The sequence below is a fragment of the Levilactobacillus zymae DSM 19395 genome (assembly GCF_001434115.1).
Lineage (GTDB): Bacteria > Bacillota > Bacilli > Lactobacillales > Lactobacillaceae > Levilactobacillus > Levilactobacillus zymae.
This window is the reverse complement of sequence record NZ_AZDW01000021.1, coordinates 25,589-38,074: the sequence shown is the minus strand read 5'-3', so window position 1 is coordinate 38,074 and position 12,486 is coordinate 25,589. Positions and strand designations below refer to the sequence as shown.

The window sequence follows — 12,486 nt, the reverse complement described above, 5'->3', positions numbered from 1 at the left end:
GGTTCCTATGCGTAGTGATTGAATTAGCACTTTTACTTAATTCGTCAGAATCGGGCATAGGAAAAGAGAGAAAAACATGCAGTTCGTGATTTTATTATTGGGTATTTTGCTCTTACTGTTCTTGATCATCAAGGTCAAGCTGAATACCTTCGTTTCACTGATTGCCACTTCGATCTTGGTCGCATTAGGTCTGGGGATGAATCCTGCAGACATTGCCGATTCCATTAAAAATGGGATTGGGAGCTCAATGGGCGAGCTGATTATCGTCTTTGGGTTTGGGGCCATGATTGGACGACTGGTATCAGATGCCGGGGGATCTTACCGGATCGCTCGGACGTTGATCAACGTCTTCGGGAAGAAGCGGTTGCAGGTTGCCATCGTGATCGCGTCCTTCCTGATTGGGATTTCCTTACTGTTCGAAGTGGGGTTAGTCCTGGTTACGCCAATCGTGTTCGCCGTGGCGTTGGAAGCCGACGTGCCATTCCTGTACCTGGGGATTTCCATGGCCGCCGCCTTATCCGCCACGCAAGGCTTCTTACCCCCACAACCCGCACCAACGGCCGTTGCCACGGCCTTGGGTGCCAACATTGGGGAAGTCCTGTTAATCGGGATCATCGTGGCGATTCCTTGTGTGATCGTCGCGGGGCCACTTTGGACGCGGGTCATTCGGCGGTTCAGCCCCGAATTGTTCGTGGTCAAGAAGTCCTTACCAGCCTTTGGTGAAGTGAAGGAATTCGACTTGAAGGAAACCCCTGGCTTTGGGATTTCCGTGTTGACTTCTTTGTTCCCAGTGATCTTCATGGCACTGGCCACGATTTACCAAATGGCGGTCAACGGCGGTCAAGCGCCGAAGAATCCGCACGGCTTCGATGCCGTCGTGACGATGTTGGGGAACCCCGTCATCGCCATGGTAATTGCCTTACTCTTTGCCATCTGGTCCATGGGCTTACACCGCCAACGGACCATGAAGGAAATCAGTGGGACCATCGAAAGTGCCGTGAAGTCGATCGCCATGTTACTGATGGTTATCGCCGGGGGTTCTGCCTTCAAGCAAGTTCTGATTGATGGTGGGGTCGGGAAGGCCGTGCAACAACTGATGGTCAACTCCTCGTTCTCCCCAATCATCTTGGCTTGGTTCATCACGGTTATCTTGCGGATTTCTTTGGGGTCCGCAACGGTTGCCGGGATGACGGCTTCCGGGCTGATCATGCCGTTGATGCACTCACTGGGTGCCGATCCCGTCATGATTGCCTTAGCCATTGGGGCCGGGTCACTGGCGGCTTCTCACGTGAACGATGCCGGGTTCTGGATGTTCTCCGAATACTTTGACTTGAGTGTCAAGGACACCTTCAAAGTTTGGACCACGCTGGAAACGGTCATCTCCATTGTGGGGGTCATCATGGTCATGATCATGAACGCCATTTTCCATTAATTTAAGTTTTAGCAAGCGGTCGGCGCCTAGTCGACCGCTTTTTTGCGACCAAAAAACGCCGTTCCCAGCGAGGGTAACGGCGTTGACAACTCACTTATTTTTCTTCCCGGACGATGTATTTCGGCCGGTGCTTGGTTTCCAGATAAATCTTATTGATGTACTGACCCAGGATTCCCAGACAGAACAACTGAATCCCGCCAATCAGGAGCATGATGACTACCAGTGACGGCCAACCGGCCACCGAACCGCCCACGGTGAGGGCCCGGACGATGACGAAAATCAACCCGATGATCGATAGGAAAAACGAAATGCTACCGACCCAGGTCGCGAGGCGCAACGGCGCGTTGGAAAAGTCGATGATGCCCTCGATGGAGTACGAGAACAGTTGGCCCAGACTCCAGTGGGTCTTACCGGCGGCGCGGGGCTGACTTTCGTAAGTTAAATAGGTGGTCTTGTAACCGACCCAGCTGAAGATGCCCTTAGAGAACCGGTTGAACTCGGGCAGGTCGAGGACCGTGTTGACGAACTGACGCGTCATTAACCGGTAGTCGCGCGCGTTAGGTTCGATGCGCACGTCGGAGATCCAGTTGATGACCCGGTAGAAGCTACTCGACAGGAAGGCCCGGAGCTTGCTTTGCCCTTTGCGTTCCTTCTGAATGGTGCCGACACAGTCGTAGCCCTCATTTTCAATCAGGGCAAACATTTTGGGTAATAATTCGGGTGGGTCCTGGAGATCGACGTCCATGACGGCCACTAATTCCCCGGTAGTGGCTTGCAGTCCGGCGGCTAAGGCAGATTCTTTGCCAAAATTACGTGAAAACGATCGGTAATGGACCGTCTCCGGATTAGCCTGGTGCAACGTCTTCATTTCCGCTAAGGTGTTGTCCGCCGACCCATCGTCCACGAAGATGTATTCGGGCGTGACCGTGGGGGTCGGAGTGTTCATTTTGTCGATCACCTTGCTAACGGTTTGGTAAAATAGTGGGATTGACTCCTCCTCGTTATAGCAAGGAACGACTAGACTTAATGTTTTCATTGATAGACATTCCTTTCACACAACATGCTTAATTCTACAGCAAACCACTAGGAATGGCTATTACGTTTCCTTTATGTTTGGGTGTCTTTAAACTTAACTATCATGACTAACCACGCTGGTCGTTAAGGGGCATCACCGGTAAGCTGGGGTGGGAAAACGCGGCCAACTCGTGACGGCTCCGGCGTGACGAACCAAACCAGCTAATTAGGTTTCTCCCGGTCCGCCGTCATCCACGTGTCATCTGGCTGACACAAACTCTGACGTTGCGGAAAATGAGTTAATCCAGGAATTGCCCCGCTACTGGTCCCGACCGGTGGGGTTATCTGCTATAATTAGGCGTAAGACTTCGGAAAGTAGAGGGAAATTATGACGAAACCGATTAAAGTAATGACCGTCTTTGGCACCCGACCGGAAGCCATCAAAATGGCACCGATCATTTTAGCGATGCAACAGCGACCGGCAGAATTTACGCCGATCACCGTGGTTACGGCCCAACACAGAGAGATGTTGGACCAGGTGCTCGAAATTTTTCACATTCACCCGGATTATGATTTAAATATTATGCGTCCTAATCAGACACTGAGTGGCATCACCACCCGCGTGTTGGACCACTTGGATCAGGTCTTGACCGAAGCGCAACCCGACATCGTGTTGGTTCACGGGGATACCACCACGACCTTTGCGGCTAGCGTGAGTGCCTTTTACCACAAGACCCTGTTGGGCCACGTGGAAGCCGGCTTACGGACCTGGGATAAGTATTCACCGTATCCCGAAGAGATGAACCGGCAACTGACCGACATTCTAAGCGACCTGTACTTTGCGCCGACCGACCTGTCGCGGCAGAACCTTCTTAAGCAGGCCCACCCGGATAGTCACATCTACGTGACGGGTAACACCGCCATCGACGCGCTCAAGCAGACCGTCGATGCCAACTACCACCACGCCGTCTTAGACCAGGTCCAAGCCGGACACCGCTTGATCCTGTTGACCATGCACCGACGGGAGAATCAGGGGCAACCCATGCACGTAGTCCTGCACGCCATCCGGCAGGTGGTCGCGGCCCATCCCGACGTGGAGGTCATCTACCCGGTCCATTTAAGCCCGGCCGTACAAAAAGTGGCCCACGCCGAATTAGACGGCATGGACCGGATTCACCTAATCGACCCGCTAGACGTGGTCGACTTCCACAACTTAGCGGCCAGAAGTTACTTTATCATGACCGATTCGGGTGGGGTCCAGGAAGAAGCGCCGTCCCTGAACAAACCCGTGTTGGTCCTAAGAGACACCACGGAGCGGCCTGAGGGCGTAACCAGTGGGACCTTGAAGTTGGTTGGCACCGACCCGCAAAAGGTCACCACGGCCATGGAAACGCTCTTAAACGACACCACGGCCTACCAGACCATGGCCCAAGCCCAGAATCCTTACGGTGACGGTCACGCCTCGGAACGAATTTTGGCCGCGATTGAAGAAAAAATCAATGGAGGCAAAGCGTAATGGCTGAAACAGCGTATGATCGCGCGGAAATCAAGACGACCGAACAGTTGTCCGAAATCATGCGGCATATTCATCACGAAGCGGGGAAGCACCACGAACGGTTTGATTATAAGATCTTACGGAACGTTCACTTCGCCAACAAGGTCAAGAACCCGGTCACTCAGGAAATGAACGACGGGGATTCTTGGCGGGTGATGCAGATCGATAATTTACTGGTGACCTCGTTTGGGGTCATCAACGTTGAGAGCAAGTATTGGCGGGGGATGATCTTTCACGACTTGTCCGACGAAATCTTCTCGTCGAGCCTGAACGAATTTTCCGCGGTCAACTTGCGGCACAAGGAAAAGGACACCACCAAGGCGCTAACCAACCAGTTGGACCGGTTCTTCTTGCCGAACCTCTCCGAAGAAAACGAGTCGTTGACCCAGGGCTACACGTTGAGCCTGGAACAAGACGGGCGGGAGAAACGCACGGTGACCCTGCATACCGGGATCGGTAATCCGGCGACGCAGGCCGAACTCTCGTCGAAATTACTAGTGCGCTACATCAACAGTGAAATTACCATGCACAAGCAATTAGAAAACAAGAGTGACCGGATCATCGACTTTGTGAAGCCTTTGGTCTACTACAACTATTATGACCGGTACGACCACAGCAATTCGCTGGTGGTCGGCAACAAGACCAAGTTGAACCCCCGCGACGCCTATAATTGCACGGCGGTGGCCAACTATCACGACCTGGCGACCTTTATCGAGACCTTCCGCCAGGCCAAGCGGGTGCGCTTTAGTCGCCGGACACTCGAAAAAATGATTGGGACCCTGAAGTTCGCCGAGGATTACGGGTCATTTTAAAGGGGGTCGACCGCCCGTGAGTCGCTGGCGAAAAGTTTATACGGGGGCCCGCACGGTGATTACGACCATTGCGCGCCACTACCAAATGGCCAACGTCTCCGACTCGGCGGTAGTGTTGGCCTACTATATCTTATTATCGTTATTTCCGGCGTTGCTGGTCTTGGCCAGCCTCTTGCCGTACTTACACATTGACACGCAAACGGTACTGAACGGCATCGAGCCCATCGTGCCCGAAAGCATCTACGACATGTTGGGGCCCATCATCCATTCCTTTCTGAATCGGCGCAGCGGTGGGGTCCTGTCCATCGGGGTCGTCGTGGCCCTGTGGTCGTCGTCCCGAGCGGTCGCGGCCTTTCAACGGACCGTGAACCGGGCTTACGGGGTCGCGGAGCACCAGAACGCGTTCGTTAACCGGGTGGGGGCCTTCTTCTGGATGGTCGTGTTGATCGCGTTGATGTTTGGGTTGATGCTGGTCTTTAGTTTTAGCCAGATCATTCTCGAACAGCTGACGCCCCTGTTGCACCTGCCGACGCAGATTCTGACCTACGTCAACGCGGTGCGGTGGCCGGTCACCTTCGTGGTCACGTTCTTCATCCTCTTGATCCTGTTTTTCTTCGTTCCCAACGCCCGCTTGAAATGGCGGTTCGTGTGGCCGGGAGCGTTGATCGCGGCGATGGGTTGGTTATTGCTCTCGCAAGCCTTCTCGTTATATCTGAAATACTTCATGCATAACATTGATAGTTATAAAACGATTGGGACCTTCATCGTGTTGATGTTCTGGCTGGACTTTACCGGGATGATCCTGATGTTCGGCGCGGTGGTCAATGCCTCGATTCAGGAATTGGTCGCCGGGCCGGTCGAGGAACAGGCGCAGCTGCGGCGGTTATTGCGGCGGCGAAAAGCTAAGAAAGAGTAGCGTTTGTTAATTTTGCGTTAGCGCGGTCGTTTGACGTGACGCGTTTAGCGGTTGTGACTTAAAATAGAGAAGCTGACCAGCACGGGCAGCTTCTCTATTTTAAGTCGGGGCTATTCTCGAATTTAATGGTGATCCTGACAACTCGTGACCAATTGTTGGGCAAAGGCGTCCAACTGTTGGATGTCGTCTTGGTCGGGGGACAGGTTGATCTTGATGTCCGGGGCGCCGGCCGTGGCGTGGGCCTGTTGAAAGGCCGCGGCGAATTTATCGACCGAGATGTTGTAGTATTCCCCGTAGAAGGTGTCCCCGGAACCGGCGACGCCGTAGAATTTACCCGATAGGTCCAGGGCCTGGAGATCTTCGTAGAAGTCCAACCCTTCGTCGGGTAAGGCCCCTTCGTCGTAAGTGTAGGGGCAGACCACGCAGATATCGGCGGTTTGAAAGTCGGTGGCGTCGGCCTGTGAGATTTCACTTTCGGTGACCTGACAGCCTAAATCCTCTAATTTCTCGGTAATGATGTCGGCAATGTCTTCGTTGTTGCCGGTGATGGTGGCAAAAACCACTTGTGCTGTAAGCATAACCATTCTCCTCCTCCGGACACGTGTCGGCGGTTTGAGCCACACGGAGCGTTATTTACCCTTAATTATAGCAGGTCTCAGGGGAGGCGACTAGGCAGGGTTAAGGCCAGTCAATGTGTTTGTGATGAAAAGCTAATCGATTAACTAATGTCGGGTTCCGCCGCCTGGGTTGGGCGCGGACCTGTTAAAATAACACTTAGAACCATTCCAGACCAGGGGTTCTAAGTCAGTCGAACAAGGAGTGACTTATTTTGGCCGTAATTACCATGATTGAAGCCCAGAAACGGGCCGGTCGGTTCAACGTGTACGTGGATGGTCACTACGCGTTTCCGGTCAGTGAAAGCGTCCTGATTGATTTTCGGTTGTTCAAGGGCATGGAAGTTGACCAACAACTCGAAGCCCAACTAAGCGCGGCCGATGACGTGGCCAAGGCGTATAACCGTGCGTTGGACTACCTGTCCCAGCAGCTGCGGACCGAAAAGGAAGTCCGGGATAAATTGGCGGGGTTAGAAATCCCACCGGAAGTGATCGACGAGACGTTGGGGCGGTTGGCCGACCTTAACCTGGTCGACGACGCCCACTACGCCGCCAGTTACGTGCGGACCATGATGCGGACCAGCGATAAGGGGCCGCGGGTGATTCGTCAGCATCTCCGGCAAAAAGGGGTACTAGAACAGCCAATCGATGACGCGTTAAAGCTGTACACGCCGGAGGAGCGCCAGACCGTGGGGACGGCCGTGGCTCAGAAACTGGCGAAGCGTTACCGGCACCAGGCCTTTCACACGCAGGAACAAAAGATCCGGCAGGGGTTGATGACGCGCGGCTTTGCTAGCGACGAGGTCGGCACGATGCTCGCGACCCTGGATCTCCAGCCCGACGTCGATGAACAGGCGGCGCTACTGGCTAAGCAGGGGGAAAAGCTGTGGCATAAGTACCGCACCTTAGCGGCTAGTGAACGAAAGTATAAGACTAAGCAGGCCCTGTATCGCAAGGGGTTTGGCTTAGATGACATCGACCATTGGTTAGTGGGGGTTGCCACGACCGATGGGGAATAGGTAACTTGTAAGACAGGGGGAGTCTGAAATGAAAGCAAAAATGGGGGTTTTTGCGTTACTAACGGCATTGGTGATTGGGTTAGGGGCTGGTCTGGTCTTCTGGTTTAATAACCAGAACCAGTCACAGGCCGAGACGAAACCGGCGGCCGTCAGCAGTAGTTCCGTGAAACCGGTGAAACCAAAACCGAAAAAGGTCGTGCCGAAGAAAAAGCGACCGGTCGCCCCGAAGAATACCGCGGCGACCCGCAAGATCGACGCGGTGTTACGGGCTAACCGGTTCGTGGGCACGGCGTTAGTGGTACGAAACGGCAAAACGGTTTACGAAAAGGGCTTTGGGTACGCCAATTACGCGCTGCAACGGAAGAACGGCATCAACACGGAGTATCAGTTAGCCTCCGTGCAGAAGTCCTTTACCGCGGGATTGATCATGAAGTTGGCGGCGGCAAAGAAGCTGGCGTTGACCGATAACCTGGCGAAGTACTATCCGCAGATCAACGGGGCCCAGCAGATCACCTTACGTGATATGCTGGACATGAAGAGTGGCTTGACGCTGGTGCCTTTCCCGGATGACCTGCACTCGGAAACGGGCATGATCAAGTTTATTTTGAAGAACGTGAACAGTGACCCGGCAAAGATTGGCCAGTGGAATTACGCGCCGGTTAACTACATGTTGTTAGCCGGCATCATCCGCAAGGTCAGCGGGCAAAGCTACCAGCAATACTTCACCCAAAATATTACGCAGGCCTTTGGGTTGAAGCACACCGGTTTTGTCTTTAACATGAACCGGCAACGCGACTACGCTCAGGGGTATGAGAATGAAGATCCGAACGATGTGGTGCCCAACTATCGGAATAAGTTCCCCGAATCCCGGGCCTCTATGTATTACCAGTACGGGACCGGTCAAGTCTACATGTCGGCGCGCGACCTCTACGTGGGGGAACGCGACATGCTCCAGGGCAAGTTGTATCCTCAAGCCGACGTGAACACGTTGTTGACGCCGGGCTCGGCATCGACTTACGGCGGTGGCGACTACATCCAACCGGGCTACATCCGGGTCCACGGGTTAGCCTACGGACACGAAGCCACGGCCCTGTTGAGTAAGGACGGTCAAGACGGGGTGGTCCTGTTGACCAACTACTACCGGGTCAACCAATTGGCACAAACGCCGGCCATCCAGATCTGGAACCTACTCGAAGCCGGTCAATTAGGCAAATAAGGCTGTTATCCAAAAATGCGTCACCGTCGGTTGGACGGTGACGCATTTGCCGTAAACGGGGCAATTAGTCCTTGGGGCGGCTGTCGTAAGCCCGTTTGGACTTGTAACCGGCCCGAAAGACCGTGCGCATCACGGCGATGTGGCGTTGCTGGGTGGCTGTAGCCTTGGCCCCGAAGATGAAGCGCGCCCACTCCCGTTGGTAGCCGGGCGTGAGGTCGTTAAAGAAGGTTTGAAGGGATAAGTCGTCGGCTAAGAGATCGGCGACTTGGGGAATCATGGGTTCATAAGCGCTCAATGGAAGTTGGGGCATGGAATCACTCTTTTCTGGGGTCCGCCCACCAGGGATGAGGCGGTCGGCGACCCATTTTTTCTTCAGTTTACCCCGTCGCCGGCGAAAACCCAAGAACTTTCAAACGCCAATCGGCTAAAGGTATTCATTAATAATGGCGAATCTGGTATAATATTGAGTGAATTTTTTATGATTACCCGTTACTTAGAAAGTAGGGTTATAGACATGACGCGCGAAGCTAGAGGACCTAAGGAAGGCGACTTCATTACGATCAAAAGCTACAAGCATGATGGAAGTTTGCATCGAACTTGGCGCGATACCATGGTACTCAAAACAAGCGAAAATGCCCTGATCGGCGTCAATGACCACACCCTGGTCACTGAGGACGACGGGCGGCGGTGGGTGACGCGAGAACCCGCCATCGTTTATTTTCACAAGCATTACTGGTTCAATATCGTCGCGATGATTCGGGACAACGGGGTGTCGTATTATTGTAATCTGGCTTCCCCCTATGTTTTGGATAAAGAAGCGTTGAAATACATCGATTATGACTTGGATGTGAAGGTCTTTCCCGACGGCGAGAAACGATTGCTCGACGTCGACGAATACGAGGACTTCAGTCAACGCTGGCATTACGGTGAGGAGACTGATCGGATCTTGAAGGCCAACGTGTTGACGTTGGTCGATTGGATCAATCACCATAAGGGGCCGTTTTCTCAGGCCTACGTTGATTTATGGTATCAACGTTATCAAGAGCTGTTGCGCCGGTCCCACTAGGCCGCTAAGACCTGGAGATCACAAGCGACGGATCGTTATGAGTTGTCTTCCGGACCACCGGGGCGCTTCCGTAAGCGGGAGCGCTCCTTTTTTATGGCGTTGCGTCAGTAAAGGCAGCCGGATTAGCGGTTTTTAAAGCCTAAACTTGGTAGAATGGACCTAACGTGGGCGTCAGGTTAGCGCCCCAGTTAAAACAAGGAGGTTTGCCGATGAAATGGTTAGCAAATTCGCGACTACTCTTTTGGTCCGTCGAACTCTTGATCGTGGCCACGTTGATCTGGGTGTGCACCCAGATTAGCTTTCTCTTCTCACCGATTGGCATCTTCCTGTCGGTGATCTTTACGCCGTTGCTGCTCTCCGGCATCCTGTTTTACCTGCTAAATCCGCTGGTCAAACTGCTGGAACGGGTGCACTGGAAACGGCTACACTTTAACCGGACCGCTGCGGTGGCGGTGGTCTTTATCGGGTTAATTGCCGTGATTGGGTACGGGGCGGCCTGGGTGGTGCCGAAGTTAGTTTCTCAAATTACCAATCTGGTGGGCAACATCCCCGACTTTGCGCGGTCCAGTGAGGCGGTCCTAAAGCAGGCTGCCAATCATCCGTGGCTCCAGCAGATTGACTTCTCCAAATATCTGACCCAGCTCCAGGATTCACTGGCCAAGTACGCGGAGAGCGTCATGAGTGGCATCACCTCGGGAATCGGCACCGTGGTGGGGACCGTGACGTCGGTGACGGTGACCGCCGTGACCGTCCCGGTGATGCTGTTTTACATGTTAAAGGACGGCGAGAAATTGATGCCGGCCATCCGCAAACTCTTGCCGGCTAAGCACGCCGACCAGACCCTGGAACTGTTGAGCCGGATGAACGCCACGATTGCCCGCTACATCGGCGGTCAGATCCTGGAATGCCTGTTTGTCGGGACGTTTACGGCCCTGGGCTACATGCTGATTGGGGAAAAATACGCGTTGTTACTGGGCGTGTTCGCCGGGTTGTGCAACCTGATTCCCTACGTCGGGCCCTACTTGGGCATCTTGCCGGCGTTGATCGTGGCCTTTACCATCAGCACCAACATGGTGCTCTACGTGATCATCGTGGTGGTGGTCGTGCAGCAGATCGACGGCAACCTGGTTTACCCCAACATCATTGGCCGGACGTTACGGATTCACCCGCTGACCATTATCATTATTTTACTGGCGGCGGGCAACATTGCCGGGTTGTTGGGCATGATTCTGGCCATTCCGTTGTACGCGGTGGTCAAGACCGTGGTGCAGTATCTTTACAGCATTTGGCAGCTTGAACACCCGGCGACCGGTCGGGAAAATCTCAAGAAATAACTAACGTTTGCGGTTAGAAGTTGACGTCACCGCTGAATATGCTACTATTTACTTTGTTATTGGATTTTTATTATGCCCCCGACGGCTGTCGGGAAATTACCAGATAAGTAGGAGATTCTACATGAAAAAAGTAATTACGTACGGAACGTTTGACTTGCTCCACAAGGGGCACATCCGGTTATTGAAGCGCGCCAAGGCCTTGGGCGATGATTTGACCGTGTGCTTATCTTCCGACGAATTCAATGCCGAAAAGGGTAAGCGGGCTTACACGTCCTATGAAGACCGGAAATACATTCTCGAAGCTATCCGTTACGTTGACCGGGTCATCCCTGAAAAGGGTTGGGACCAGAAGATTCGTGACGTTCAAGACAACGACATCGATATTTTTGTGATGGGTGACGACTGGAAAGGGAAGTTCGACTTCTTGAAGGACTACTGTGAAGTCATCTACCTGCCCCGGACCGAAGGTATTTCGACCACTAAGATCAAGCACGACTTGGGCTTAGCGGACGACGAAGCCTGGAAGGAAGAAGATTAGTCGATGGTCCTAAAATCCTTAGTCGCTGACTAGGGATTTTTTCATAGTGACCAGCGCAAACGGAGGGAACAGCAGTGCAGCAAATTATATTTCTCGTGACGTCGTTGGACGGCCTTCATAAGCCCAATTTTACCAAGCAATTGAAGGCGGCCCTTCAACAAAACGTCACCATTAAATTACTCGTCGCCCTGGTGGACTTTGACGCCGCCTGGGAAGTGCGGCAGTTCATCGAACGGTTGGCGCGTGACGACGAACGCTTCAGTCACGTGCGCATTATCACGATTGCGGAACTTTACGCACAGGAGGCCGGCTTGGCCCTCAGTGCTGAGGACCGCCACGCCCTGGATTTAACGGCGTATGAAGAACGGGTCTTTGCCGACCAACAGGGACAGTTACGCCGGTACTTAGACCATGGGCACCTGATCGCCGAATTGCAACAATTAGACGACCACACGCCGATGGTGTTACGCCAATACCACGACGATCAATTGACGCAGGTCGATACTTACGATTTACACGGGCAGGTCGTGGGAGTCGCGAAGTTTCAAGATGGCGTCGCGCAGACCAGCTACCTGCTAAACGCGCAGGGGGAAGCCACGCTTCGCTTGACGCGTCATCAGCGCCAGGTCGAACACGTCTACAACTTAGGGGCGGATTCGGCGATGATTGCCACGGAATTTAGCAGCGCCAAGGAAGTCGCGGCACTCAATAACATGTCGAAGCGTAAGCGCGACCGGACGCTGGCTAAGAGCGTGGACCATACCGAGATGATCACGGCCACGGAGACCTACCACAGCGTGTTGGTCTACGCCACCTACCACCGGTTCAACGACGTCTATGCCTTCTACCAGACGGTGCTGGACCACTTCATGACGCCGCAGACCCAACTTTACGTGGATCTGGCGGTCAACGCCGTGTTGTCCCCGCAAATGCCTCACCAGTTAATCTTTAATTACTAAGGAGTTATTCC

Annotated in this window: 13 protein-coding genes; 10 read left to right on the top strand and 3 right to left on the bottom strand. The window is 53.6% G+C overall.

Translation table 11 applies throughout. The features are described from left to right. Positions 1-76: 76 nt before the first annotated feature. On the top strand, positions 77-1,432 hold the full coding sequence (locus tag FD38_RS04840) for a gluconate:H+ symporter (RefSeq protein WP_057731842.1): 1,356 nt from the start codon (positions 77-79) through the stop codon (positions 1,430-1,432). A gap of 94 nt (positions 1,433-1,526) precedes the next feature. On the opposite strand, the gene FD38_RS04835 is transcribed toward FD38_RS04840, so the two are convergent. Further along, positions 1,527-2,468 (bottom strand): glycosyltransferase family 2 protein, encoded by a 942-nt coding sequence (locus FD38_RS04835; RefSeq protein WP_057731840.1) that lies wholly within the window; start codon positions 2,466-2,468, stop codon positions 1,527-1,529. A 366-nt stretch (positions 2,469-2,834) separates the two neighbouring features. On the opposite strand from FD38_RS04835, the gene wecB reads away from it, so the two are divergent. Genes wecB through FD38_RS04820 form a run of 3 tightly spaced genes read left to right on the top strand, consistent with a single transcriptional unit; the run spans position 2,835 to position 5,729 of the window. Then, the gene (gene wecB / locus FD38_RS04830; RefSeq protein ID WP_057731838.1) at positions 2,835-3,962 is read left to right on the top strand and encodes a non-hydrolyzing UDP-N-acetylglucosamine 2-epimerase; all 1,128 of its coding nucleotides are present in this window, start codon (positions 2,835-2,837) and stop codon (positions 3,960-3,962) included. Further along, a complete protein-coding gene (locus FD38_RS04825; RefSeq protein WP_057731836.1) occupies positions 3,962-4,813 on the top strand; it encodes a nuclease-related domain-containing protein in 852 nt (283 codons plus the stop codon). Before wecB ends, FD38_RS04825 begins: the two co-directional genes overlap by 1 nt. Before the next feature lie 16 nt (positions 4,814-4,829). Further along, entirely contained in the window at positions 4,830-5,729 is a 900-nt protein-coding gene (locus FD38_RS04820; protein ID WP_057731834.1) for a YihY/virulence factor BrkB family protein, read from the top strand. 122 nt (positions 5,730-5,851) lie between these two features. Here FD38_RS04820 and FD38_RS04815 read toward each other — a convergent pair whose 3' ends face one another. After that, entirely contained in the window at positions 5,852-6,307 is a 456-nt protein-coding gene (locus tag FD38_RS04815) for a flavodoxin (protein WP_057731832.1), read from the bottom strand. 248 nt (positions 6,308-6,555) lie between these two features. Between FD38_RS04815 and recX the strand changes: the two genes are divergently transcribed. Next, positions 6,556-7,362, top strand: coding sequence for a recombination regulator RecX (gene recX / locus FD38_RS04810; protein ID WP_225430785.1), 807 nt, complete (start codon positions 6,556-6,558; stop codon positions 7,360-7,362). Positions 7,363-7,390: 28 nt separating this feature from the next. After that, positions 7,391-8,578: a serine hydrolase domain-containing protein gene (locus FD38_RS04805; protein WP_057731830.1), complete on the top strand. Its 1,188-nt coding sequence runs from the start codon at positions 7,391-7,393 to the stop codon at positions 8,576-8,578. A gap of 64 nt (positions 8,579-8,642) precedes the next feature. On the opposite strand, the gene FD38_RS04800 is transcribed toward FD38_RS04805, so the two are convergent. Next, positions 8,643-8,888 (bottom strand): YdeI/OmpD-associated family protein, encoded by a 246-nt coding sequence (locus FD38_RS04800; protein ID WP_057731828.1) that lies wholly within the window; start codon positions 8,886-8,888, stop codon positions 8,643-8,645. Between the two features lie 204 nt (positions 8,889-9,092). Between FD38_RS04800 and ntdP the strand changes: the two genes are divergently transcribed. The 4 genes from ntdP to FD38_RS04780 all read left to right on the top strand — a co-directional run bounded on the left by ntdP (position 9,093) and on the right by FD38_RS04780 (position 12,475). After that, positions 9,093-9,644, top strand: a complete 552-nt coding sequence (gene ntdP, locus FD38_RS04795) for a nucleoside tri-diphosphate phosphatase (RefSeq protein ID WP_057731826.1) — start codon at positions 9,093-9,095, stop codon at positions 9,642-9,644. 209 nt (positions 9,645-9,853) lie between these two features. After that, a complete protein-coding gene (locus FD38_RS04790) occupies positions 9,854-10,978 on the top strand; it encodes an AI-2E family transporter (protein WP_057731825.1) in 1,125 nt (374 codons plus the stop codon). A 121-nt stretch (positions 10,979-11,099) separates the two neighbouring features. Beyond that, on the top strand, positions 11,100-11,516 hold the full coding sequence (gene tagD / locus FD38_RS04785; protein ID WP_057731823.1) for a glycerol-3-phosphate cytidylyltransferase: 417 nt from the start codon (positions 11,100-11,102) through the stop codon (positions 11,514-11,516). A 74-nt stretch (positions 11,517-11,590) separates the two neighbouring features. After that, a complete protein-coding gene (locus FD38_RS04780; RefSeq protein ID WP_057731821.1) occupies positions 11,591-12,475 on the top strand; it encodes a hypothetical protein in 885 nt (294 codons plus the stop codon). Positions 12,476-12,486 lie beyond the last annotated feature (11 nt).